Annotated in this window: 20 protein-coding genes; 8 read left to right on the top strand and 12 right to left on the bottom strand. The window is 55.8% G+C overall.

The genetic code is table 11. The features are described from left to right. Positions 1-90: 90 nt before the first annotated feature. The 3 genes from pyrH to rpsB form a co-directional block, all read right to left on the bottom strand. Positions 91-816, bottom strand: coding sequence for a UMP kinase (pyrH, locus tag BFV65_RS03870; protein WP_008501910.1), 726 nt, complete (start codon positions 814-816; stop codon positions 91-93). A 149-nt stretch (positions 817-965) separates the two neighbouring features. Then, positions 966-1,817 (bottom strand): translation elongation factor Ts, encoded by an 852-nt coding sequence (tsf, locus tag BFV65_RS03865; RefSeq protein ID WP_015572722.1) that lies wholly within the window; start codon positions 1,815-1,817, stop codon positions 966-968. A gap of 117 nt (positions 1,818-1,934) precedes the next feature. Beyond that, entirely contained in the window at positions 1,935-2,660 is a 726-nt protein-coding gene (rpsB, locus tag BFV65_RS03860; RefSeq protein WP_022647105.1) for a 30S ribosomal protein S2, read from the bottom strand. Between the two features lie 321 nt (positions 2,661-2,981). Here rpsB and map point away from each other — a divergent pair, with 321 nt between their 5' ends. The 4 genes from map (at position 2,982) to BFV65_RS03840 (ending at position 7,872) form a co-directional block, all read left to right on the top strand. Beyond that, a complete protein-coding gene (gene map, locus BFV65_RS03855; RefSeq protein WP_022647104.1) occupies positions 2,982-3,776 on the top strand; it encodes a type I methionyl aminopeptidase in 795 nt (264 codons plus the stop codon). Between the two features lie 62 nt (positions 3,777-3,838). Continuing rightward, a complete protein-coding gene (glnD, locus tag BFV65_RS03850; RefSeq protein ID WP_063148831.1) occupies positions 3,839-6,514 on the top strand; it encodes a bifunctional uridylyltransferase/uridylyl-removing protein GlnD in 2,676 nt (891 codons plus the stop codon). A 32-nt stretch (positions 6,515-6,546) separates the two neighbouring features. Continuing rightward, positions 6,547-7,371 (top strand): 2,3,4,5-tetrahydropyridine-2,6-dicarboxylate N-succinyltransferase, encoded by an 825-nt coding sequence (gene dapD / locus BFV65_RS03845; protein ID WP_003856214.1) that lies wholly within the window; start codon positions 6,547-6,549, stop codon positions 7,369-7,371. A 111-nt stretch (positions 7,372-7,482) separates the two neighbouring features. After that, positions 7,483-7,872, top strand: a complete 390-nt coding sequence (locus BFV65_RS03840) for a DUF3461 family protein (RefSeq protein WP_022647102.1) — start codon at positions 7,483-7,485, stop codon at positions 7,870-7,872. 89 nt (positions 7,873-7,961) lie between these two features. On the opposite strand, the gene BFV65_RS03835 is transcribed toward BFV65_RS03840, so the two are convergent. The 3 genes from BFV65_RS03835 to dgt form a co-directional block, all read right to left on the bottom strand. Further along, positions 7,962-9,119: a CdaR family transcriptional regulator gene (locus tag BFV65_RS03835; RefSeq protein WP_003856217.1), complete on the bottom strand. Its 1,158-nt coding sequence runs from the start codon at positions 9,117-9,119 to the stop codon at positions 7,962-7,964. 146 nt (positions 9,120-9,265) lie between these two features. Continuing rightward, positions 9,266-10,696 (bottom strand): serine endoprotease DegP, encoded by a 1,431-nt coding sequence (degP, locus tag BFV65_RS03830; RefSeq protein WP_023299364.1) that lies wholly within the window; start codon positions 10,694-10,696, stop codon positions 9,266-9,268. Positions 10,697-10,828: 132 nt separating this feature from the next. After that, complete coding sequence (gene dgt / locus BFV65_RS03825; protein ID WP_023299363.1) at positions 10,829-12,343, bottom strand: dGTPase; 1,515 nt, start codon at positions 12,341-12,343, stop codon at positions 10,829-10,831. A gap of 83 nt (positions 12,344-12,426) precedes the next feature. On the opposite strand from dgt, the gene mtnN reads away from it, so the two are divergent. Genes mtnN through BFV65_RS03810 form a run of 3 tightly spaced genes read left to right on the top strand, consistent with a single transcriptional unit; the run spans position 12,427 to position 14,574 of the window. Next, positions 12,427-13,125: a 5'-methylthioadenosine/S-adenosylhomocysteine nucleosidase gene (mtnN, locus tag BFV65_RS03820; protein ID WP_069596253.1), complete on the top strand. Its 699-nt coding sequence runs from the start codon at positions 12,427-12,429 to the stop codon at positions 13,123-13,125. After that, positions 13,118-13,927, top strand: a complete 810-nt coding sequence (btuF, locus tag BFV65_RS03815; RefSeq protein WP_069596252.1) for a vitamin B12 ABC transporter substrate-binding protein BtuF — start codon at positions 13,118-13,120, stop codon at positions 13,925-13,927. The genes mtnN and btuF overlap by 8 nt, the downstream gene beginning before the upstream one ends. Before the next feature lie 23 nt (positions 13,928-13,950). Continuing rightward, positions 13,951-14,574, top strand: a complete 624-nt coding sequence (locus BFV65_RS03810; RefSeq protein WP_003856227.1) for a TRIC cation channel family protein — start codon at positions 13,951-13,953, stop codon at positions 14,572-14,574. Between the two features lie 57 nt (positions 14,575-14,631). On the opposite strand, the gene erpA is transcribed toward BFV65_RS03810, so the two are convergent. Both erpA and clcA read right to left on the bottom strand, forming a co-directional pair. Then, on the bottom strand, positions 14,632-14,976 hold the full coding sequence (gene erpA, locus BFV65_RS03805; RefSeq protein ID WP_003856230.1) for an iron-sulfur cluster insertion protein ErpA: 345 nt from the start codon (positions 14,974-14,976) through the stop codon (positions 14,632-14,634). 85 nt (positions 14,977-15,061) lie between these two features. Continuing rightward, a complete protein-coding gene (clcA, locus tag BFV65_RS03800; RefSeq protein ID WP_069596251.1) occupies positions 15,062-16,462 on the bottom strand; it encodes a H(+)/Cl(-) exchange transporter ClcA in 1,401 nt (466 codons plus the stop codon). A gap of 177 nt (positions 16,463-16,639) precedes the next feature. Here clcA and hemL point away from each other — a divergent pair, with 177 nt between their 5' ends. Beyond that, on the top strand, positions 16,640-17,920 hold the full coding sequence (gene hemL / locus BFV65_RS03795) for a glutamate-1-semialdehyde 2,1-aminomutase (RefSeq protein ID WP_015572714.1): 1,281 nt from the start codon (positions 16,640-16,642) through the stop codon (positions 17,918-17,920). A gap of 93 nt (positions 17,921-18,013) precedes the next feature. Here hemL and fhuB read toward each other — a convergent pair whose 3' ends face one another. Genes fhuB through fhuA form a run of 4 tightly spaced genes read right to left on the bottom strand, consistent with a single transcriptional unit; the run spans position 18,014 to position 23,941 of the window. Next, positions 18,014-19,996 (bottom strand): Fe(3+)-hydroxamate ABC transporter permease FhuB, encoded by a 1,983-nt coding sequence (gene fhuB, locus BFV65_RS03790; RefSeq protein ID WP_032625558.1) that lies wholly within the window; start codon positions 19,994-19,996, stop codon positions 18,014-18,016. Continuing rightward, positions 19,993-20,883: a Fe(3+)-hydroxamate ABC transporter substrate-binding protein FhuD gene (gene fhuD, locus BFV65_RS03785; protein ID WP_069596250.1), complete on the bottom strand. Its 891-nt coding sequence runs from the start codon at positions 20,881-20,883 to the stop codon at positions 19,993-19,995. Before fhuD ends, fhuB begins: the two co-directional genes overlap by 4 nt. Further along, positions 20,883-21,680, bottom strand: a complete 798-nt coding sequence (fhuC, locus tag BFV65_RS03780; RefSeq protein ID WP_022647093.1) for a Fe3+-hydroxamate ABC transporter ATP-binding protein FhuC — start codon at positions 21,678-21,680, stop codon at positions 20,883-20,885. Before fhuC ends, fhuD begins: the two co-directional genes overlap by 1 nt. A 50-nt stretch (positions 21,681-21,730) precedes the next feature. After that, positions 21,731-23,941 carry a ferrichrome porin FhuA gene (gene fhuA / locus BFV65_RS03775; protein ID WP_069596249.1) on the bottom strand — a complete coding sequence of 737 codons (2,211 nt, stop codon included), beginning with the start codon at positions 23,939-23,941 and terminating at the stop codon, positions 21,731-21,733. Between the last annotated feature and the right edge of the window lie 42 nt (positions 23,942-23,983).

Here is a 23,983-nt window from a genome sequence, read left to right as displayed (position 1 = left end):
TTTAATTCATGACAGCGCCAAAGGCGCGTCCAGGTAAGATACCACTACAAAGTAAAGCGGAATCTTACCTGTATTTATCGCCGACGGAAATTATTCCGTGATCAAAGTGCCTTCTTTTTCGCCCATCACGACGCGACGCAGCGCGCCAGGCTTGTTCATGTTGAAAACACGGATCGGCAGTTTATGGTCGCGAGCCAGCGTGAAGGCGGCAAGATCCATCACTTTCAGCTCTTTATCCAGCACTTCGCTGTAGCTCAGCTGATCGTACATGGTCGCGGAAGGATCTTTTGCCGGGTCGGCAGTAAACACGCCATCTACTTTGGTCGCTTTCAGCACCACATCGGCTTCGATTTCGATACCGCGCAGGCAGGCTGCGGAATCGGTGGTAAAGAACGGGTTACCCGTACCGGCGGAGAGAATCACCACGCGGTTGTTGCGCAGCAGGCTGATAGCCTCTGCCCAGCTGTAGTTATCGCATACGCCATTCAAAGGAATAGCGGACATCAGGCGAGCGTTCACATAGGCGCGATGAAGCGCATCACGCATCGCCAGGCCATTCATCACGGTTGCCAGCATCCCCATGTGGTCGCCCACTACGCGGTTCATCCCCGCTTTCGCCAGACCAGCACCACGGAAAAGGTTGCCACCGCCAATGACCACGCCAACCTGAATACCCAGTTCGACCAGTTCTTTGATTTCCTGTGCCATGCGATCAAGGATGCTTGCGTCAATACCGAAGCCTTCCGATCCTTGCAGCGCTTCGCCACTCAGCTTAAGCAGAATGCGTTTGTACACGGGTTTTGCATTGGTAGCCATGTTTCTTTCCTGAGACTGTCAACGATTAAGATGGGGTTAATTCTGGCGACATGATATGTCGCAAATCAGCACAGCGATACTGGAGCCTGTCTGATTTCGTGAGACGGGTGACAAAAAGAAGCCGCTCTCAGGCGGCTCCTTTTCAATCATTAAGACTGCTTGGACATGGCAGCAACTTCTGCTGCGAAGTCAGTCTCAACTTTCTCGATGCCTTCGCCCACTTCGAAGCGGATGAAGCCAGTCACGTCAGCGTTGTGCTCTTTCAGCAGCTGAGCAACAGACTTGCTTGGATCCATTACGAAAGGCTGGCCAGTCAGAGAAACTTCGCCGGTGAATTTCTTCATGCGGCCTTCAACCATTTTCTCTGCGATTTCTTTTGGCTTACCAGACTGCATCGCGATGTCCAGCTGAACCTGGTACTCTTTCTCTACCACTTCAGCAGACACGTCTTCTGGCTTAACGAATTCTGGTTTGCTTGCAGCGATGTGCATTGCCAGCTGTTTAACCAGCTCTTCGTCAGCGCCTTTAGCCGCAACCAGAACACCGATACGCGCGCCGTGCTGGTAAGAGCCCAGAACATCGCCTTCCAGGGAAGATACGCGACGGATGTTGATGTTCTCACCGATTTTAGCAACCAGCGCAACACGCTCTTCTTCGAACTGTGCTTTCAGCACTTCAACGTCAGTGATTTTGCCTGCAACCGCTGCGTCCAGAACTTTGTTAGCAAATGCCTGGAAACCAGCATCTTTAGCAACGAAGTCAGTCTGGCAGTTAACTTCCAGAATGATGCCGTAGTTGCCGTCGATTTTGGTGATGATCACGCCGTCAGCAGCAACGTTGCCTGCTTTCTTAGCTGCTTTGATCGCACCGGATTTACGCATGTTTTCGATTGCCAGCTCGATGTCGCCGTTCGCTTCGGTCAGCGCTTTTTTGCAATCCATCATGCCTGCGCCAGTACGCTCACGCAGCTCTTTTACCAGGGATGCGGTAATTTCAGCCATTCTTAAATCCTCGGGAGATGTGAACTGCCCGGCCGGGAGCCAAACAGTATAAATTGAAAAAAGGGGCCGATAATGGGCCCCTATTCATACACGGTACTAATAAGGGGTAAAACCTTATTATTCAGCTTCTACGAAGCTTTCTTCCGCCTGAGAAGCCAGATCCTGGGAACGGCCTTCACGAACGGTAGCAGCTACAGCGCTCAGGTACAGGCTAACAGCACGGATTGCGTCGTCGTTACCCGGGATAACGAAGTCAACACCGTCCGGATCGGAGTTGGTATCAACGATAGCGAATACCGGGATACCCAGGTTGTTAGCTTCTTTGATTGCGATGTGCTCGTGGTCTGCATCGATTACGAACAGCGCGTCTGGCAGGCCGCCCATATCTTTGATACCGCCCAGGCTGTTTTCCAGCTTGTCCAGTTCACGAGTGCGCATCAGCGCTTCTTTCTTAGTCAGCTTATCGAAAGTACCGTCCTGAGACTGGGTTTCCAGATCTTTCAGGCGCTTGATGGACTGACGAACAGTTTTCCAGTTGGTCAGCATGCCGCCCAACCAGCGATGGTTCACGAAGAACTGGTCGCAGCTGTTAGCAGCATCTTTCACAGCTTCGCTTGCAGCGCGCTTAGTACCAACGAACAGAATCTTACCTTTACGGGAAGAGATCTTGCTCAGCTCAGCCAGGGCTTCGTTGAACATTGGTACAGTCTTCTCAAGGTTGATGATGTGAACTTTGTTACGTGCGCCGAAGATGAAAGGCTTCATTTTCGGGTTCCAGTAACGGGTCTGGTGACCGAAGTGAACACCAGCCTTGAGCATGTCGCGCATGGAAACAGTTGCCATGTTTAAAACCTCTATATTGAAAGTTGGGGTTATGCCTCCACGTATCCCATATTACCGACCCCGAAGGGCACCCCGGAATATGTGCCGATACGTGTGTGTTGTTACACAAAGTGAGATTTGTCGCTCCCGTCCAGCCTGTGTATCTGAGATGGATCGGAAGTCCGGCGCGCTTTATATCACAAAACACGGCCAGAAACCAATAATTGTTGGCGGAGTGTGCTGTTAATGATTCTCAATTTGGCACGGGGTGCGCCTGACTGATACCATTGACAACACTTACACTAGTATTGTCGAAAAAATCGACACCGATGGACAGATTACATGGCTATCTCTATTAAGACACCTGAAGAAATTGAAAAGATGCGCGTCGCCGGTCGTCTGGCCGCTGACGTGCTGGAAATGATCGAACCGTTTGTGAAACCGGGCGTCAGCACTGGCGAACTGGATCGCATCTGTAACGACTATATCGTCAACGAGCAGCACGCGGTCTCCGCCTGCCTTGGCTATCACGGTTTTCCAAAATCCGTCTGCATCTCTATTAATGAAGTGGTTTGCCACGGCATTCCGGATGACGAGAAGCTGCTGAAAGATGGCGATATCGTCAACATCGACGTGACCGTCATTAAAGACGACTACCACGGTGACACCTCTAAGATGTTCATCGTTGGCAAGCCAACGATTCTGGGCGAGCGCCTGTGTAAAGTCACCCAGGACAGCCTCTACCTGGCGCTGAAAATGGTGAAGCCAGGCATCCGCCTGCGCACCATCGGCGCCGCAATCCAGAAGTTTGTGGAAGCGGAAGGTTTCTCCGTGGTGCGTGAATATTGCGGTCACGGTATTGGTCGTGTGTTCCATGAAGAACCGCAAGTTCTGCACTATGATGCAGACGACGGTGGCGTAGTGCTGCAAAAGGGCATGACCTTCACTATTGAGCCAATGGTCAACGCGGGCGATTACCGCATCCGTACCATGAAAGATGGCTGGACGGTAAAAACCAAAGACAGAAGCTTGTCTGCCCAGTACGAGCATACTATTGTGGTTACAGACAACGGCTGCGAAATTATGACGTTGCGCAAGGATGACACCATCCCGGCGATACTGACGAACATTGAGTGATAAGAAGCCGGCGAATGCCGGCTTTTTTAATGGCGATAGCTTTTTCTTATGGGTGGCGCACGATGAGTAATCTCTTACCCGAACAGTATGCTAACACAGCACTTCCCACCCTCCCCGACCAGCCTGACAACCCGGGCGTCTGGCCACCGCATGAGCTGACCTGCGCGCATATCAAATCCCATATGGCGGTTTTCCATCGCTGGCTGGGTAGCGCATTTGATGCAGGCGTCTCAGCCGAACAGCTCATTGAAGCGCGCACCGAATTTATCGACCAGCTCCTGCAACGTCTGTGGATCGACTACGGTTTCGGGCAGGTGAGCGACGTCGCGCTGGTTGCTGTCGGCGGATATGGCCGGGGTGAACTGCATCCGCTCTCTGATATCGACCTGCTAATCTTAAGCCGTAAAAAACTGCCGGACGATCGGGCGCAGAAAATCGGTGAGCTGTTGACCCTGCTCTGGGACGTGAAGCTGGAAGTGGGTCACAGCGTGCGCACGCTGGAAGAGTGTCTGCTGGAAGGGTTATCTGACCTGACCGTCGCCACCAATTTAATTGAAACCCGCCTGCTGATTGGCGACGTGGCGCTGTTCCTCGAACTGCAAAAGCACATCTTTAGCGACGGCTTCTGGCCTTCAGAAAAATTCTTCGCCGCGAAAGTCGAAGAACAAAACCAGCGCCACCAGCGCTATCACGGCACCAGCTATAATCTCGAACCGGATATTAAAAGCAGCCCCGGTGGCCTGCGCGATATCCACACGCTGCAATGGGTCGCCCGTCGCCATTTTGGGGCCACCTCGCTGGACGAAATGGTCGGTTTTGGTTTTCTGACCGAAGCCGAACGTAACGAACTCAACGAGTGCCTGCATCTGCTCTGGCGCATCCGTTTTGCGCTGCACCTGGAGGTCAACCGCTACGATAACCGCCTGCTGTTTGACCGGCAGCTTAGCGTGGCGCAGCGCCTGAATTACCAGGGCGAGGGCAACGAGCCGGTCGAGCAAATGATGAAGGATTTCTTCCGCGTCACTCGCCGCGTCTCTGAGCTGAACCAGATGCTGTTACAGCTGTTCGATGAGGCGATCCTCGCGCTGACGGCAGACGAAAAACCGCGTCCGATTGATGACGAATTTCAGCTGCGCGGCACGCTGATCGATCTTCGCGACGAAACGCTGTTCATCCGCGAACCGGAAGCGATCCTGCGAATGTTCTATACCATGGTGCGCAACAGCACGATCACCGGGATCTACTCCACTACCCTTCGCCATTTACGCCATGCGCGGCGTCATCTGAAGCAGCCGCTGTGTTACATCCCGGAGGCGCGCTCGCTATTCCTGAGCATGCTTCGTCATCCGGGCGCCGTCAGCCGCGGTCTGCTGCCGATGCACCGACACAGCGTATTGTGGGCCTATATGCCACAGTGGTCGCATATTGTCGGGCAGATGCAGTTCGACCTGTTTCACGCCTATACGGTGGATGAGCACACGATCCGCGTCATGCTGAAGCTGGAAAGTTTTGCCAGAGAAGAGACGCGATCCCGCCATCCGCTGTGCGTTGATTTGTGGCCGCGCCTCTCTCACCCCGAACTGATCCTGATCGCCGCCCTGTTCCATGATATCGCCAAAGGGCGCGGCGGCGACCACTCCGTACTCGGTGCCCAGGACGTGCTGAAATTTGCCGAGCTGCACGGCCTGAACTCACGTGAGACGCAGCTTATTGCCTGGCTGGTTCGCCATCATCTGCTGATGTCGGTTACCGCTCAGCGTCGTGATATTCAGGATCCGGAAGTGATCAAGCAGTTCGCCGAGGAAGTGCAAACGGAGAACCGCCTGCGCTACCTGGTCTGCCTGACGGTAGCCGATATCTGCGCTACCAACGAAACCCTGTGGAACAGCTGGAAGCAGAGCCTGCTGCGCGAACTGTACTTCGCCACCGAAAAACAGCTGCGTCGCGGGATGCAGAACACCCCGGATATGCGCGAGCGCGTGCGCCACCACCAGTTGCAGGCGCTTGCCCTGTTGCGCATGGATAACATTAACGAAGAGGCACTACATCAGATTTGGGCGCGCTGTCGCGCCAACTACTTTGTGCGCCACAGCCCAAACCAGCTTGCCTGGCACGCCCGGCATCTGCTGAAGCACGACCTGACGAAACCAATGATTCTGCTCAGCCCGCAGGCCACGCGTGGCGGAACGGAGATCTTTATCTGGAGCCCGGACCGGCCTTATTTGTTTGCGGCGGTCTGCGCCGAACTGGACAGGCGTAACCTGAGCGTTCACGACGCGCAGATTTTTACCACCCGCGACGGCATGGCGATGGACACCTTTATTGTACTGGAGCCGGATGGCAGCCCGCTGTCGTCGGACAGGCATGAGGGGATACGCTTTGGCCTCGAGCAGGCGATTACGCAGCGCAGCTGGCAACCTCCGCAGCCGCGACGTCAGCCAGCAAAACTGCGCCACTTTACCGTCGATACCGAGGTCAATTTCCTGCCGACCCATACCGACCGTAAATCGTTCCTTGAGCTGATTGCGCTCGACCAGCCAGGGCTGCTCGCCCGCGTCGGCCAGGTTTTTGCCGATCTGGGAATTTCGCTTCACGGCGCCCGAATTACAACCATTGGCGAACGAGTAGAAGATTTATTTATAATCGCGACGGCCGACCGGCGTGCCCTTAATAATGACCTGCAACTTGAAGTGCAACAACGGTTGACAGCAGCCCTCAATCCAAACGATAAAGGGTGACGTGTTTTTTAGTGAAATGGAAAGAGTAAACAATGCAGCAGTTACAGAACGTTATTGAGTCCGCTTTTGAGCGTCGCGCCGACATCACTCCGGCAAATGTGGATACCGTGACCCGTGAAGCGGTAAACCAGGTTATTTCCCTGCTGGATTCCGGCGCGCTGCGCGTGGCAGAAAAAATCGACGGTCAGTGGGTTACTCATCAATGGCTGAAGAAAGCTGTGCTGCTCTCTTTCCGTATCAACGATAACCAGGTTATCGACGGAGCAGAAAGCCGCTACTTCGATAAAGTGCCAATGAAATTTGCGGATTACGACGAAGCGCGCTTCCAGAAAGAGGGCTTCCGCGTAGTACCACCGGCAGCCGTTCGTCAGGGGGCATTCATCGCACGCAACACCGTGCTGATGCCATCCTACGTGAACATCGGCGCCTACGTTGACGAAGGCACCATGGTGGACACCTGGGCTACCGTCGGCTCCTGCGCGCAGATCGGTAAAAATGTTCACCTGTCCGGCGGCGTCGGCATTGGTGGCGTTCTGGAGCCACTTCAGGCTAACCCAACCATCATCGAAGACAACTGCTTCATCGGCGCACGTTCCGAAGTGGTTGAAGGCGTGATCGTCGAAGAAGGTTCTGTGATCTCCATGGGCGTGTACATTGGCCAGAGCACCCGTATTTACGATCGCGAAACCGGTGAAATTCACTACGGCCGCGTTCCAGCCGGTTCCGTTGTGGTTTCCGGCAACCTGCCGTCTAAAGATGGCAAATACAGCCTGTACTGCGCGGTCATCGTGAAAAAAGTGGATGCGAAAACGCGCGGTAAAGTGGGCATCAATGAACTGCTGCGCACCATCGATTAATCGGGTATAACAAAAAGCGGGGGCAACCCCGCTTTTTTTATATCCGAAGGTGGCGAAAATAGATTTTTTCGTTAATTATTCATAGGTTATGTTGAGATCAAGGGTACCGCTATGTACGATAATCTGAAAAGTCTGGGCATTACCAATCCTGATGAAATTGATCGTTATAGTCTCCGCCAGGAAGCCAATAACGATATTTTGAAAATCTATTTTCACAAGGACAAAGGAGAGTTCTTCGCCAAAAGCGTGAAATTTAAATACCCACGCCAGCGTAAGACCGTTGTCGCTGACGGTATCGGTCAGGGATATAAAGAAGTACAGGAAATCAGCCCTAACCTGCGCTACGTTATCGACGAACTCGATCAAATCTGCCAGCGCGATCGCAGCGAAGTCGATCTGAAACGTAAGATCCTTGACGACCTGCGTCACCTGGAAAGTGTTGTTACCCATAAGATCAGCGAAATTGAAGCTGATCTTGAGAAATTGACGCGTAACAAATGAGCCGTTTTATTGCCCGGTGGCGCTTCGCTTACCGGGCCTACGAACGCATGTAGGCCGGGTAAGGCGAAGCCGCCACCCGGCAAACAGCATCATCTTTGTTCATCCAGCTGCAACGCCACATACAGCAGTAGCCGGTCGTCAAAATTCCCTAAATCCAGCCCCGTCAGTTCCGAGATCCGGTTTAACCTATACTCCAGCGTATTACGGTGAATAAACAGCGCTTTTGACGTTGCCAGCGGCTGCACGTTATGCCGGAACCACGCCTGCAACGTGCGGCGCAGCAGCCCGTTGTTGTCCATCGCTTTCAGACGCACAAGCGGGCGCGCCAGCTCGTTGGCCTGCCAGCCACCGCGCAAACTGTCGAGCAGGACCGGCAGCATCAGATCCTGATAGAAATAACTGCGGCTCTCCGGCATGCGCTGTTTACCCACCATCATGGTGGTGCGCGCCGTTCGCCATGAACGGGCGATACTTCCCGGCCCGGTAAAGTAATTTCCCAGCGCGACGCGAAAACGGAGCTGTCCGTTCTCCTTCATGCGCTCGATGAGCAGCTCAACGCGGCGACGATGATCTTCCGCGTCCCAGCGGCCAAACTGATTAAGCGCAGGCTTGAGCACCACCATTTCCGTCAAAGAGACGATTGCCACCAGGTTGTTACGCTCCGGCGTCGCCAGCATATTTTGCAGCTGCTGTAGCTCCACCATGGCGCTGTCCACGCCAAGCTGGCCGCTATCCACCTCAATAACGGCGACCACGCGCGGCTGATTCAGGTCGATACCCAGACGCTGCGCCCACTCGCTCAGGGCAGGCGTGTGCTCCTCCGCCTGGATCAAATTCATCACCAGCTCTTCACGCAGGCGGCTGTCCTGGGCGAGCAGGTGCATCAGACGCGACTGCTCCAGCATCATCTCCGCCGTCATGCAGACCAGCTCGCCGTATTTACGCAGCGATTCAGGATCGCCGGTCAGACCGATAACGCCAACAATCTCTCCTTCCAGACGCAGCGGCAGGTTGATCCCCTGACGGACCCCGTGCAGATGTTTCGCCACGGCGTCATCAATGTCGACCACGCGCCCCTGAGAGAGCACCAGCAACGCCCCTTCGTGCAATTCACCAATACGCTCACGATCGCCGCTGCCGATAATGCGCCCTCGGGCGTCCATTACGTTGATATTGGTATCGATGATTCGCATGGTGCGCGCCACGATATCCTGCGCCATTTTGGTATCAAGATGCCAGCCAGCCATATAACCCTCCCGTGAGCAGAGCTCAAGCATAGGGAAGTTCAGCTAAGGCTGCATTGTGCAGATGCCCAAAGACAGAGAGAGATGTATGGAGTTGTGGGAAAGGTCACAGAAAAGAGAAAGCCCCTGCGAACAGGGGCTTAAGAAGATTACTGCATCAGGAGATAAATAGAGGTATCACCACGCTGAATATTCAGTGCCAGCACGGACGGCTTGCTGTCGAGAATTTTGCGCAGTTCAGCGATGTTTTTCACCGGCTGCTGGTTAGCGCCCATGATCACATCACCTTTTTTCAGGCCGATACGGGCAGCAGGTGAGTTCGCTTTCACGTTGTTCACCACCACGCCTTTATCTGCCCCTTTGTTGCTCATCTCAGCACCTTCAATACCGCTGAAGATGGTGCTGGAATCCACCTGATTCTGACTGCTCTGTTGCAGTTCCAGGCTCACGTTAACTGGCTTACCTTCACGCAGCAGGCCGAGGGTCACTTTACTGCCGATTGGCATAGAACCCACTTCCGCACGCAGGGCGGCAAAGCTGCTGATCGGTTTACCGTTCAGAGAGGTGATCACGTCACCCGCTTTAATGCCGGCTTTCGCCGCTGAAGAGTTCGGCATGACCTGGCTCACGAATGCGCCGCGCTGAGCGTCCACTTTCATCGCTTTCGCCAGCTCGGAGTTCAGCTCGGTCCCCATGATACCCAGCTCACCGCGTTTCACCTGTCCATATTGCACCATCTGCGCAGTCAGGTTTTTCACCATGTTGCTCGGGATAGCAAAGCCGATACCGATGTTGCCACCGTCCGGTGCCAGGATAGCGGTGTTGATACCGATCAGTTCACCGTTCAGGTTAACCAGCGCACCGCCGGAGTTACCGCGGTTAATGGCCGCATCCGTCTGGATGAAGTTTTCATAGTTTTCCGCATTCAGGCCGCTACGTCCCAGCGCGGAGACGATACCCGAGGTCACGGTTTCGCCCAGACCAAACGGGTTACCGATGGCGACAGTGTAGTCACCCACGCGCAGCGCGTCAGAGTCGGCAAGCTTAATCGCCGTCAGGTTCTTCGGATCCTGAATTTGAATCAGTGCGATATCGGAGCGCGGGTCTTTACCGACCACTTTGGCATCGAATTTACGGCCATCGCTCATCTGAACCTTAATGGTGTTAGCATTATCTACCACGTGGTTATTGGTCACCACGTAGCCTTTCGCTGCATCAATAATAACGCCCGAGCCGAGTGCCATGAATTTCTGCTGCTGGCCACCGCCCTGACCGTCATCCCCTGCGCCGCCCTGACAGAACGGGGAGCTCTGGAATGGCGAACCGTCCTGGCAGAATGGCGAATTGTCACCGAAGAACTGCTGGAAATTACGCGGCATACGCGGCGTATTGACGGTTGTGCTGCCCTCAACGTTAATACTCACCACCGATGGCATCACTTTTTCGAGCATCGGGGCCAGGCTTGGCATCTGCTGTGCAGTCGCTGCCGAGGAAGCTGTCTCGGCCGCCGTCGCCAGAGGGGACAACGCTAAACCTAAACTCAGAGCCAGTGCACTCATTGCTAATGTGGTTTTTTTCATGTTTCTCAATCTCGATTTACCAGATAACGCAAAATTGCTGTGTAACTCAGATTCGTTTTATACCGCTTAGTTCCGGGATTAAGTTTATGGAAAAAGTAAAAATTTATTGGTCGTCTTTACAAAACTCATGGCTTATTCAACGGCCATAAGCTTGCGGTATTCATCCCAGGCATACAAATCTGTCATCCCGCTGATATAGTCCTGGATAAGACGACAGCGATAATAATATTCCATGACTGGCCATTGGGAAGAATGACGATCTATTTTACTGACGGCCTCAATGTATGCCAGCCGGTGACGGGTTGAAAGCTTCTGATAGAGACGAGATTCAATCGGCAGGCGGCGAACACGTTCATTTTCGACCAGCTCGCAAAACTCATCGACCGTCAGCTGGAGCAGCGGGCCATAAATTTCCAGCAAACCGCTGATAACCCGGTATCCTTGCAGCTCCAGTTGTTCGACATCCGGGTGGCTGAAAACATGGCGAACAGCCACGTTTTTATATAATTCAAGCAGCTGACTAAAACTGCTCTCATCTTCCAGCAGGGCGTGATTAAATTCCCCGCTAAATATCATCGGCAAATTATCAATGAAACGGGCGGCCGCATACGGCACCAGTTTATTCAGCGTATTGACCCGCAAATACATAAAGAACTGATCTTCGGTACTGCGGCTCAGCGAATTTGAACGCGATTTATCCCAGGCATTCTCGACGACCTGTGCAAACAGAGAACCTTTTTCATGCTCTCCCCAGGCATCGTGAAGATGCTGATACAGCTCCTCGACGCTGAATATTCTTTTTTCCACTGCGTCTTCCAGATCGGCCACGCAATAAGAAATGTCATCAGCCGCTTCCATAATCCACGTCAATGGAAAACGGCCATTCGGCGTTAGCGAAAGTTCTTTACGCAACCGTTCAATGTACGCTTCTTCCGACAGGTAATAGCCCGGTTTTTTCATCAGGTAGCTATGGGTGGCAGGCGTTTCCCCCATCCACCACGCGGGACGCGTGTATTTGAGAATACAGCCCACCTGCGCCCAGGTCAGATTCATGCGCATCAGGGAGTGCACCAGACGGATCCCCTGCGCGTTACCTTCGAAATGACACAGATCCTGACGCACCTTGCGGCGCAGATCGTTCAGGCTATCTTCGCCCTCACGCAGGCGTAAATCGCGTACCACACAGCGGTCATCGCTGAGCGGCTGGCTTATGGCGTCAGAGGGAAAAAGCCGCTGTTTAAACCAGTCATTGATGGCGGCCTCGCCGAAATGACCAAAGGGAGGATTGCCGATATCGTGCATCAGGCAGGCCATCTCAACGATGCTTTCGAACGGCCCGGTCAGTTCATCCAGCCCGTAGGTTTCCAGCAGACGTTGCTCTTTAAGACGGCTGAGGATCTCTTTTGCAATGTAGCGCCCCACCTGCTGCACTTCCATGGAGTGCGTTAACCGCGTACGCACCGCGGCGTTACGCTCCAGCGGGAACACCTGGGTTTTTTGCTGTAACCGGCGGATGGCGGGCGAATTGATGATGCGTCCGCGATCGCTTTCAAAAATGCGCAGGATCTCATGTTCGCTCTTATCGCCCTGTGGCGAACGGAAACGTCGGTGCCAGTTAATTTTGGTGCGAAAATCGATTGGTGCCATGTGCTCCCCCCGCGTGAGAATGCGTTTCCCCTTAACCGCATGATAGACTATGCATCTTAACAAGGCACATCGCGAGTAAATCTATGAAAATCGGCATTATTGGTGCAATGGAAGAAGAAGTTACGCTGCTGCGTGACAAAATTGAGAACCGTCAGACCCTCTCCCTTGGTGGCTGTGAGATCTACACCGGCCAGCTGAACGGCGTTGACGTGGCTCTGCTGAAATCAGGCATCGGTAAAGTTGCAGCGGCACTGGGCGCGACCCTGCTGCTTGAGCGCTGCAAGCCTGACGTTATCATTAATACAGGTTCGGCGGGCGGTCTGGCGCCGACGCTGAAAGTGGGCGATATCGTGGTTTCCGACGAAGCGCGTTACCACGATGCAGATGTCACCGCATTCGGCTACGAATATGGTCAGCTTCCGGGCTGCCCGGCCGGGTTTAAAGCGGATGATAAGCTGATTGCCGCCGCTGAAAGCTGCATTAACGAGCTGAACCTCAATGCGATGCGTGGCCTGATCGTCAGCGGCGATGCCTTTATCAACGGCTCTGTTGGTCTGGCGAAAATCCGTCATAACTTCCCGCAGGCTGTGGCCGTTGAGATGGAAGCCACGGCCATTGCGCACGTGTGCCATAACTTCAGCGTGCCGTTCGTGGTCGTTCGCGCGATCTCTGACGTGGCGGACCAGCAGTCCCACATCAGCTTCGACGAGTTCCTGGCCGTTGCGGCCAAACAGTCCACCGTGATGGTGGAAACCCTGGTGCAGAAACTGGCGCGTGGGTAAGGTGTCATTCAGGGCGCTGGTCGCCCTGCTTCTGCTCGCCCCGGCCTGGCTCATCGCCGCGCCGCGGGTGATCACACTCTCCCCTGCCAATACGGAACTGGCGTTTGCCGCCGGGATTACGCCCGTTGCGGTGAGCAGCTTTTCCGATTATCCACCGCAGGCCGCCCAAATCGAACAGGTTGCCACCTGGCAGGGAATGAACCTGGAACGCATCGTGGCGCTGAAGCCCGATCTGGTTCTTGCCTGGCGCGGTGGTAATGCCGAACGACAGGTGAACCAGCTCTCTTCGCTGGGAATAACGGTAAAATGGGTAGATGCGGTGAGCATCGAACAGGTGGCGCAAACCCTCCGTGACCTCGCGCCCTTCAGCCCTACCCCCCAACGCGCCGAGCACGCTGCACAGCAGATGCTCAACGACTATGCTGCGCTAAAAACCCGATACGGCACGCAACCGAAACAACGCGTTTTTCTGCAATTTGGCAGCCAGCCGCTGTTCACTACCGGGAAAGGTTCGATCCAGAACCAGGTGCTTGAGATCTGTGGAGGTGAAAATATCTTTGCCGAAAGCCGGGTCCCCTGGCCGCAGGTCAGTCGTGAGCAGGTTCTGGCGCGACAACCGCAGGCCATTGTGGTGGTCGGAAATGCGAGCCAGATTCCTAAAATAGAACAATTCTGGCATCGGCAGCTTAAAATTCCGGTCATCGCACTCAACAGCGACTGGTTTGAACGCGCCAGCCCGCGTATTATCCTCGCCGCAAAACAACTCTGCGCCGAACTGGCAGAGAGTCACTCAAACAGATAAATACCCTATTCGAGGATTTAACGATGCTCGTGTATTGGCTGGATATTCTTGGCACAGCCGTTTTTGCTATCTCCGGCGTTTTGCTTGCCGGAAAACTACGCATGGATCCTTTTGGCGTACTGGTGCTCGGCGTCGTTACGGCGGTAGGCGGCGGAACGATTCGCGATATGGCGCTGGCAAACGGCCCGGTATTCTGGGTAAAAGATCCAACGGATCTGGTGGTGGCGATGGTCACCTGCCTGTTAACCATCGTGCTGGTTCGTCAGCCTCGCAGACTACCAAAATGGATATTGCCAGTGCTGGATGCCGTCGGTCTGGCGGTCTTTGTGGGAATAGGCGTGAATAAAGCCTTTATTGCCGGGACTGGCCCGCTGGTGGCGATCTGTATGGGCGTGTTGACCGGCGTGGGCGGAGGGATTATTCGCGACATTCTGGCGCGAGAAGTCCCGATGATCCTGCGAACGGAAATCTACGCGACGGCCTGTATCATCGGGGGGATTGTTCACGCCACGGCGTATTACACCTTTGCTGTCCCGCTGGAAAACGCGGCGATGCTGGGGATGGTGGTAACGCTGGTGATCCGTTTAGCGGCGATACGCTGGCACCTGAAGCTGCCGACGTTTGCACTGGATGAAAATTCAAGATAGGTATCGTTTATAAGCCCGGTGGCGCTTCGCTTACCGGGCCTACAATTTGCATTCAGGTTAAATACTGAATGAAGAACCACACCCGCAGGTGCTGGTCGCATTCGGGTTAGTCACCACAAAGCGCGAACCTTCCAGACCTTCAGTGTAGTCCACTGAACCGCCCACCAGATATTGCAGGCTCATCGGATCAACCACCAGCGCGACGCCCTGTTTCTCGATAGTCATATCACCATCGTTAACCTGGTCGTCAAAGGTAAAACCATACTGGAAGCCACTACAGCCGCCGCCGGTAATATAAACACGCAGTTTCAGATCCGGATTGTCCTCGTCGGCAATCAGGGTTTTCACTTTTTTCGCTGCTGCTTCGGTAAATTCCAGCGGCAACGCTACGTCATCACTCATCTTATGCTCCCATGAATACTGCGACTGCTATTGGGTAAAAATCACCCAATTCTTTTTGTCATTATCTAATACCCTGGTAATTCATTCAAGTATTCTGCTTCAGGGCCTGTTCAGCTTCCTGTTTCGCCAGGGTACGGGCAAGAATGGTGGAGTATAGCGGTTTTCCACCCAGGAATTGGGCTAATAGTGTCGCGCCGAGGCAGGTAATGATCATTGGCAAAATGAGCTGGTAATTGTCGGTCATTTCCAGCACCAGCACGATCCCGGTCAGCGGCGCACGCAGGGAGGCCGCCAGCAGCGCCCCCATTCCCGCAACCGCAAACGTCCCCGCATCCAGATGGTAGGCCGGGAGGCCTGCCGCCGCCGCCATCCCGAACGCCGTACCCAGCAGCGTCCCCAGCGCCAGCATCGGGGCGAAAATGCCGCCCGGGGCACCAGAGGAGAAGCACAATACCGTGGTGATGACGCGTGAAATAAACATAAACAGCAGCAGGCCTACGCTGAAATTCCCCGCCGCGGCAATGGGAATCAGACCGAAACCGCCGCCCGCCGCATTCGGTTCGATAAAACCGAGGATCCCGCACACGCCACCAAGCAGGCCCCCCACCAGCACCCATTTCGTGGTATTTCCGCCATGGATGCGCTGAAACATATCCTGCGCCCGTAAAATCAGGGTGTTAAAAAGCGGGCCAACGACGCCAAAAATCATCCCAAGAATCAGATACAGCCACAAAGTATTGACCGGCGCATTAGTTAGCTTGCCAACTTCAATCACCGCCCCTTCGCCGTTAAAGACGCGAAAGACAATGCTCGACATAATCACGCCGGTAAACACCGCTTTAATGGAGATCAGGTTGTAGCGGAACTGGGCGCGCATCTCTTCAATGATAAACAGGATACCCGCCAGCGGCGCGTTAAACGCGGCAGACAGCCCGGCCGCCGCCCCCGTTGCCAGCAGCGTATGGCGCGCTTCGGCGCTGCGCATACGGAACAGATCGCCGACCATGCGCCCGACGTTACCGCCCAGCTGTACCGTTGGTCCTTCCCGACCGAGCACCATGCCCGCTCCGAGCGTTCCCATCCCGCCGATAAATTTCACAGGAAGCACGCGCCACCAGCGAACCGGGCGTAGCTCTTCCAGCGCCCCCTCAATTTCAGGGATCCCCGAGCCACCTGCTTCAGGTGCGAATTTACGCACCAGAAAATAGCCCACCATGGCAAACAGGGCCGAAAGGCCAAAGGCCCACACCCAGACCAGCCATTCACGATCCGCGAAGCTGGCGACGGTGCCTATGCGCCAGTTGAGCACCGCATTGACGGCTTTCTCAAACGCGACGCCTACCAGCCCGGCCAGCGTGCCCACAACGGCGGCTGCCACCAGAATGGCTAACGGGGTTTTGTCACGGTTGAGCAGCCGCCGGATACTGACCCGGTGCTTCGCGCGCGTAAACTGTTGTTGTTCAAAAGAAGGCGTGTTCTCGTTCATTACCTGTTCTGTTTCGTCATACAAAAGGCCGCAGGGATTCTACCAGAGACAATCCCCTCGTCCCCTGAAAAATACTTAACAATTGTTAAGCCTTCTATGGGGCAAAAATTTTATAACCTCTTCCGAATCACTTAGAATAGTTGCCTTAACTCATTTCTACGAACCAGGAACGACGCCATGAGCAAGTCTGAAAACCTCTACAGCGCAGCCCGCGAGCTAATCCCAGGCGGCGTGAACTCACCCGTGCGCGCCTTTACCGGCGTGGGTGGCACCCCGCTGTTTATCGAACGTGCGGATGGTGCATATCTGTATGATGTGGATGGTAAAGCCTATGTCGATTACGTCGGCTCCTGGGGCCCGATGGTACTGGGGCATAACCACCCGGCGATCCGCAACGCGGTGATTGAAGCCGCTCAGCGCGGCCTGAGCTTCGGTGCGCCAACCGAGATGGAAGTCAAAATGGCGGAGCTGGTCACCGAACTGGTGCCAACGATGGACATGGTGCGTATGGTGAACTCCGGTACCGAAGCGACCATGAGCGCTATCCGTCTGGCGCGTGGTTTTACCGGCCGTGACAAGATCATCAAGTTCGAAGGTTGTTATCACGGCCATGCCGACTGTCTGCTGGTGAAAGCTGGTTCCGGCGCGCTGACCCTCGGCCAGCCGAACTCCCCGGGGGTGCCGGCTGATTTCGCGAAACACACGTTGACCTGCACCTATAACGATCTGAACACCGTTCGCGCCGCGTTCGAGCAGTATCCGCAGGAGATCGCCTGCATCATCGTTGAGCCAGTTGCGGGCAACATGAACTGTATCCCACCGCAGCCTGACTTCCTACCGGGCCTGCGCGCCCTGTGCGATGAGTTCGGCGCGCTGCTGATCATCGACGAAGTGATGACCGGCTTCCGCGTCGCGCTGGCGGGGGCGCAGTCATACTACGGCGTGGAGCCGGATCTGACCTGCCTCGGCAAAATCATTGGCGGCGGCATGCCTGTCGGCGCGTTCGGTGGACGTAAGGACGTCATGGACGCGCTGGCGCCAACCGGTCCGGTTTACCAGGCGGGTACGCTCTCCGGTAACCCGATTGCGATGGCGGCGGGCTTTGCCTGTCTGACCGAAGTGGCGCAGCCGGGTATCCACGAAACCTTGACGGACCGGACGACGCAACTGGCAAACGGTTTGCTGGAAGCCGCAGAAGATGCGGGTATTCCACTGGTGGTGAACCACGTGGGCGGGATGTTCGGGATTTTCTTCACCGATGCGAAAACCGTGACCTGCTATCAGGACGTGGTGAAATGCGACGTGGAACGCTTCAAACGCTTCTTCCACCTGATGCTGGAAGAAGGCGTGTATCTTGCCCCGTCAGCGTTTGAAGCGGGCTTTATGTCCGTGGCGCACAGCGAAGAAGATATCAATAACACCATCGACGCAGCGCGTAAGGTATTTGCGAAGCTGTAAAATGTGCGGCTTGATGCCCTCACCCCAACCCTCTCCCACAGGGAGAGGGAGCAAACACTAAAACGGCAATCTAAGGATTGCCGTTTACTTTTATTACCGACTCTGCTTTCTCAACAGATAAATAAAGTAAGGCGCGCCGATAAAGGTCGACAGGAGGCCCGCCGGGATCTGATACGGGAACAGCACCATCCTTCCGCACCAGTCAGCAAAGACCAGGATCGCCCCGCCCGTCAGCGCAGAGATCACGATATGCGGCAAAGTCCTGCGGAAACCCATCATACGGGCGATATGCGGCGCCATTAATCCGACAAAACTGAGCGGGCCGATAGTCATGGTGGCCGTCGCCGTCAGGCACGCGGCCAGCAGCAACAGCGCAATGCGCGTTGGCGTCAGCGCCACCCCGACCGCGCGGGCGGTATCCCCACCCAGCGGCAGAATGGTCATCCAGCGGCGGCACAGCGGCACAATCGCCAGCAGCACGATCATCACAATCCCGGTATGCACCACCTGACTGCCGGTGGCGTTGTATGTTGAACCGGAAATCCATGTCAGGATCTGCGCCATGCGCGGATCGCCGCTCGCCTGCAACATCATCAGCAGCATAGTAAACGCGGTGCTGAGCGCCATCCCGGCCAGCAGCATGCGGTGAGGTGAGAAACCACCTCGCCCGGAGGCGATCAGGATAATCATCAGCGTGACTGCCGCACCGATACTCCCGGCAGGCATCAGCCAGCCGAACGCATTTCCCGGTACGAGGAACAACATCAACACTACGCCAAACGCGGCCCCGGAGCTGATCCCTAATACTTCCGGGCTTGCCATCGGGTTGCCGGTGAGACGCTGGATAATACAGCCCGCCACCGCCAGCATGACGCCCGCAATCAGCGCGGAGAAAATCCGCGGCCAGCGCCACTGCATGAGTTCATGCAGCAAATCCCCCGTTGCCCAGTGCCAGCCCGTGGCGTCGCGTCCCAGCGAGAGTGCGGCAAACGAGGCGATAACCAGCACTGCCAGCCCGGCAAGGCTGAACCACACCACCGACTGACGCTCGGCATGCACTTTATCGCCGGCATCCATCGCCGGAGCGCTAATGCTGCGCAGGCGCGGCAGCAGCCACAGCAGCAGCGGCGCGCCGATCAGGGCCGTCACCGAGCCCGTGGAAACTTCCATCCAGACGCGCGCCAGCCAGAGAATGAGCTGATCGGAAAGCCAGAGGATCAGCGCACCAATCAGCGGCGCCAGCATCAGACGCGCCAGCAGACGGCGCGCGCCGAGCATTTTTGCCAGCAATGGCGCAAACAGGCCGATAAAACCGATGATGCCGACGGCGTTAACCAGTAACGCGCTCAGCACAATCGCCAGGGTCAGGGCCGCCAGACGGGCCAGCGACAGCGCCAGCCCGAGATTGCGCGCCACGCCGTCATCGAGGCCCATCAGCGTGAGCGGACGCAGCAGCAGCAGCGTCAGCACCACGCCGCCAAACAGCTGCGGCCACAGGCGCTGGACGATACTCCAGTCGGTCTGGGTGAGCGTGCCGGTACTCCACATAAACATGCTTTGCAGCTGATCGTGGTGAAACAGCACCAGCAGCTGGTTGATCGCCCCACAGTAGAGGCTGACGACCAGCCCCGCGAGGATCAGCGTGACCGGTGAGAGACGTTTTCCCCAGGCTACGCCAAAGACCAGCGCACCGACCACGCATGCGCCTGCCAGCGCGGCAAACTGCGAGGTTAACGCTCCCGGCAGGGTCCAGAGCGTGGTGATGGTGATCCCCAGCTGAGCCCCCGTCGCCACGCCCAGCGTGGTTGGCTCCGCCAGCGGGTTACGTAGCACCTGCTGAAACAGTACGCCCACCAGTCCCAGTCCCGCCCCGACCAGCAGGGAGATAGCCAGACGCGGCAGCAGGCTGTAGTGGAACAGCATTTGCTGAATATTGTCGATATCCGGTGCGGCAAACGCGGCTGCCCACTGATCGCGCGGTAACGCCGTGGTCAGGTTAAAGCCGGTTAATGCCAGGGCAGCCAGAAAAATGAGCGCTAACAGTAACATCGGGAAACGGGCCATACGCGTGCTCATGCCTTGCCTCCCAGTGCATTGTCCAGCACGCGGGCAAAATGCATGGCCGACAGCGTCGCGCCGTAGAACCATACCGCTGGCGCGCGCAGGAAGCGCTGCTCGCGGACGAACGGCATTGCCTGCCAGAGCGGAGTCGCCATCAGGGTTTGCATTTCGCGCTCATTGCCGTGGTCAAAGCACAGCACGTCCACATCACGAAACACCGCCAGACGGTCAATACCCACTGCGGTACTGCCCCAGAACGTCATCTCGCCTTCCCAGGCATTGCGAATGCCAAAGCTGTCGAGTACTTCCTGGAACAGACAGTTATTTCCAAAGACCAGCATATGGCGGGCATCCAGCAGGGTCACCATCAGCAAAGGCCGATCGCCACGGTGGGCAAAGCGCGGCTTAAGGGAATCAATCAGCGCATCAAATTCATTGAGATGCTTTTTCGCCTCAGCCTCACGGTTGAGGAACTGCGCCATCTCGTGGATGGAATTTTTTGCCATGGTCAGCGGCTTTTTACCGTCGCTAAAGGAAAAGCCCCGTCCGGGCGCAATCTTCGCCATGGTCTCTTCCGACGGGCCATACCCCGCAGACCAGAATAAATAAGACGGTTTCATCTGGGTGAGAAGCTCGAGGTTCGGCTCCGTACGCAGACCGATGTCGATGACGGAGTCCGGCAGTTTTGGCTCATTCACCCACAGGGTGTAGTTAGGAATATCGGCCACGCCGTAAGGCGTCACGCCCAGCGCCATCATCAGTTCGACGGGCAACCACTCCAGCGCCACGATGCGGTGCGGATCGACTGCGGCAGCGCGGGCCGGGCCCATCTTTAACAGCAGCGGTGAGAGCGCTATGGCCGTTAGCAGGCGACGGCGGCTAATTAATGTTGGATCCAGCATCAGTAGACAAAGCTCACGGGTGCAGCCCCGGCCGGGTGAGGCAGAATGCCCATAGGAATACCGTAGATATGTTCCAGCGTTTCGCTGCGCATCAGTTCGGCAGGCGTACCCTGAGCGATCATTTCACCGCCGCGCAGCGCTACCAGATAGTCGCAGTAGCGTGCCGCCATGTTGATATCATGCAGAACGGCAATCACCGTCAGGCCGCGCTGCTGGCTTAAGCGATGCACCAGCGCCAGGACGTCAACCTGATGAGCAATATCCAGCGCTGAAGTGGGTTCGTCGAGCAGCAGGCAGCGGCTGTCCTGCGCCACCAGCATTGCGATCCATGCGCGCTGACGCTCGCCACCGGACAGGCTATCCACCAGACGGTGCGCCAGCGGTTTTAACCCAACCAGCGCGATCGCCTCTTCCACTTTCTCTCTGTCAGCAACGCCAAAACGCCCGAGCGCACCGTGCCACGGATAACGTCCAATCGCCACCAGCTCGCGCACCGTCATCCCCTCCGCCTGCGGCAACTGCTGCGGCAGATAGGCCACCTTGCGGGCAAAGGCCTTACTGCTCCAGCTCGCCAGCGGCTGGTCATCCAGCAGAATGTCGCCCTCGGACGGCGGCTGATGACGGCCCAGCATCTTCAGCAGCGTCGATTTACCGGAACCATTGTGCCCGATTAAACCGGTCACTTTACCTGCGGGAAACGTCAAAGAGAGCGGATGCAGCAAGGTGCGCCCGGGTACGCGAAAGGAGAGATTGTTGAGCGTGAAGGTGGAGTCGGATTGCGTTTTAGTATCCTGCATGTCAGCCAACTTAAATAAAAAGGGCACGGCGAACCGTGCCCATAAAGAGGTTAGAAGCGGAAGGTCGCCGTGGCAACAACCTGGCGTCCTGCTCCCCAGTAGCATGCATACTCGCTGTAGCAGCTGGAGACGTATTCACGATCAAAGATGTTGTTCACGTTGACGCCGACGGAAGAGCCCGGCAGACCGAAGCGCGCCAGATCGTATTTCACGGTCGCATCCGCCAGGGCATAACCCGCGACGTTAAAGGACTCATAGGCTTTAGGCGACGCTGAGGAGTAGTACGTCACCGTGTTACCGATGTAGCGAGCACCCGCACCAACGGTCAGGCCACTTAGCGCCGTCTCGTGGAAGGTGTAATCCGCCCACAGTGATGCCATGTTGCGCGGTACTTCTGCCGGACGACGACCTTCATACCAGGTGTCGTGGGTGTATTGTGCATCAGTGTAGCTGTAGGCCGCCGTCACGTTCACGTTAGCCGACACCGCCGCTTTCGCTTCCAGCTCAAAGCCTCGGGAGCGAATTTCACCGCCCTGCACGCTAAAGCCGCTGGTCGGGTTCGCCGGATCGGCGGTCAGGTTATTGTTCTTGGTCAGTTGGTATACCGCTGCCGTCACCACAACAGGCAGATCTTTTGGAACATACTTCACGCCCGCTTCATACTGCTTGCCGCGCGCCGGATCGAACGGTTTGCCGCCCTGGGTGGTGCCAGAGAGCGGTTCAAAGGATTCACTGTAGCTGAAGTATGGTGTAATCCCGTTGTCGAACAGGTAGTTAATCCCCCCGCGCCAGGTAAATGCCTGATCGTTAATTTCCGCGGTGGTTCCGTTATTACGGTTAAAGGCAGACGTTTTCGCAAAGTCATAGCGGCCACCCAAGGTGAGTACCCACTTATCCCATTCAGCCTGATCCTGCGCATAGAGCCCGGTCTGCTCCTGACGATTGAGCATGGCATACGGGAAGTTCACATTGACGTTCGCATTGCCGTGCTGAGGATTGTTCATGCTGATCGGATCGGCGGTGCCGTAGTCAGCATCAATGTCATTTCGCATACGAAGATAATCCACACCCGTCAGCAGGGTATGGTCAACGGCGCCGGTCGCGAATTTCGACTGGAGCTGTGTATCAACCGTGAACGAGTTGAGGTCTTCATCTGAACGCACGTAGGCACGGCTGATCTGGGCCGGGGCGATATAGCCGTTACCGTAAACTGAACGGTACAGCGTGTTGATTTTGGTATAACGCAGGTTCTGACGCACGGTGAAGGTGTCGTTGAATTCATGCGCGAAGCTGTAACCCACCATTTTCTGACGACGGGAGATCTTATTGTCTTCATCACCTTCGTTGAAGTCGGTCGGCAGTTTGTGCGCTTTTCCGTTAGCATCATAGTAAGGCACAACGGTACCTTCACGTGGCAGCCAGCCGTAGTAACCCGCATCCGGATCGCTCTGGAAGTTGCTCAGGAAGGTGAAATCGGTTTTATCATCAGGACGCCAGCTGAAAGACGGCACAATCGCGTAACGAGTAGACTTCACCATTTCCTGCTGCGCGTTCTCACTACGTCCCAGACCGGTCAGACGGTAGGACCACACGCCGTCATCGTCAATCGCGTCGCTGAAATCAAACCCCGTCTGCCAGAGGTTATCCGTCCCCATTTTGAACTGAATTTCTTTCAACGGTTCCGTGGTTGGACGCTTACTGACCATACTCACTACGCCGCCCGGATGGCTTTTGCCATACAGTACAGACGTCGGGCCACGCAGCAGCTCTACGCGCTCAAGGAAGTACGGGTCCATGGACGCTTCAGAGTAGTTGTCTCCCTGCAACTTCATACCATCCAGATACTGGTTGGTATTCACGGTGCTGGAGGTCGTGAAACCACGAATCGAAACCACATCGTAAGTTGTTGAGGCGCCGCGCGTTGCGAAAACGCTTGGGGTGTAGGCCAGGGCCTGTTTAACCGTCCCCGGCTGTTTCATGTCCATCTCTTCACGAGTCACAACAGAAATAGACTGCGGGGTTTTCTCAATGGGTGTATCGGTTTTCGTCGCCGTTGCAGTGCGTTTTGCCGCAATCGTCGGTGCAGGACCCCAGGCACTTTCCTGTGCAGCCGGTGCGGCAGTCACGGTGATGGTTTCTTCTTTCTTGGGGGTTTCAGCGGCCTGTGCATAAGCAGACATGCCGGCAACCGCTGTGGCTACGACGGCTGCGATTTTACGCAGCGACGTGTTAATTGGCTGAGCAGTATTGGAAAGCGCCATGATGGATCTCTGATGAAAAAGGTGAATGATAACGTAAACGAG

This window comes from Enterobacter hormaechei subsp. hoffmannii, from assembly GCF_001729745.1.
Classification (GTDB): Bacteria; Pseudomonadota; Gammaproteobacteria; order Enterobacterales; family Enterobacteriaceae; genus Enterobacter; species Enterobacter intestinihominis.
This window is presented reverse-complemented; position numbering and strand designations above follow the sequence as displayed.

Coding starts and splice junctions, on each gene's coding strand:
- fhuC (WP_022647093.1), bottom strand. CDS start 21,680: ATGCAGGATACTAAAACGCAATCCGACTCCACCTTCACGCTCAACAAT.
- fhuB (WP_032625558.1), bottom strand. CDS start 19,996: ATGAGCACGCGTATGGCCCGTTTCCCGATGTTACTGTTAGCGCTCATT.
- fhuA (WP_069596249.1), bottom strand. CDS start 23,941: ATGGCGCTTTCCAATACTGCTCAGCCAATTAACACGTCGCTGCGTAAA.
- fhuD (WP_069596250.1), bottom strand. CDS start 20,883: ATGCTGGATCCAACATTAATTAGCCGCCGTCGCCTGCTAACGGCCATA.
- pyrH (WP_008501910.1), bottom strand. CDS start 816: ATGGCTACCAATGCAAAACCCGTGTACAAACGCATTCTGCTTAAGCTG.
- erpA (WP_003856230.1), bottom strand. CDS start 14,976: ATGAGTGATGACGTAGCGTTGCCGCTGGAATTTACCGAAGCAGCAGCG.
- clcA (WP_069596251.1), bottom strand. CDS start 16,462: ATGAACGAGAACACGCCTTCTTTTGAACAACAACAGTTTACGCGCGCG.
- BFV65_RS03840 (WP_022647102.1), top strand. CDS start 7,483: ATGTACGATAATCTGAAAAGTCTGGGCATTACCAATCCTGATGAAATT.
- mtnN (WP_069596253.1), top strand. CDS start 12,427: ATGAAAATCGGCATTATTGGTGCAATGGAAGAAGAAGTTACGCTGCTG.
- map (WP_022647104.1), top strand. CDS start 2,982: ATGGCTATCTCTATTAAGACACCTGAAGAAATTGAAAAGATGCGCGTC.
- dapD (WP_003856214.1), top strand. CDS start 6,547: ATGCAGCAGTTACAGAACGTTATTGAGTCCGCTTTTGAGCGTCGCGCC.
- BFV65_RS03835 (WP_003856217.1), bottom strand. CDS start 9,119: ATGGCTGGCTGGCATCTTGATACCAAAATGGCGCAGGATATCGTGGCG.
- degP (WP_023299364.1), bottom strand. CDS start 10,696: ATGAAAAAAACCACATTAGCAATGAGTGCACTGGCTCTGAGTTTAGGT.
- rpsB (WP_022647105.1), bottom strand. CDS start 2,660: ATGGCAACTGTTTCCATGCGCGACATGCTCAAGGCTGGTGTTCACTTC.
- tsf (WP_015572722.1), bottom strand. CDS start 1,817: ATGGCTGAAATTACCGCATCCCTGGTAAAAGAGCTGCGTGAGCGTACT.
- glnD (WP_063148831.1), top strand. CDS start 3,839: ATGAGTAATCTCTTACCCGAACAGTATGCTAACACAGCACTTCCCACC.
- BFV65_RS03810 (WP_003856227.1), top strand. CDS start 13,951: ATGCTCGTGTATTGGCTGGATATTCTTGGCACAGCCGTTTTTGCTATC.
- hemL (WP_015572714.1), top strand. CDS start 16,640: ATGAGCAAGTCTGAAAACCTCTACAGCGCAGCCCGCGAGCTAATCCCA.
- dgt (WP_023299363.1), bottom strand. CDS start 12,343: ATGGCACCAATCGATTTTCGCACCAAAATTAACTGGCACCGACGTTTC.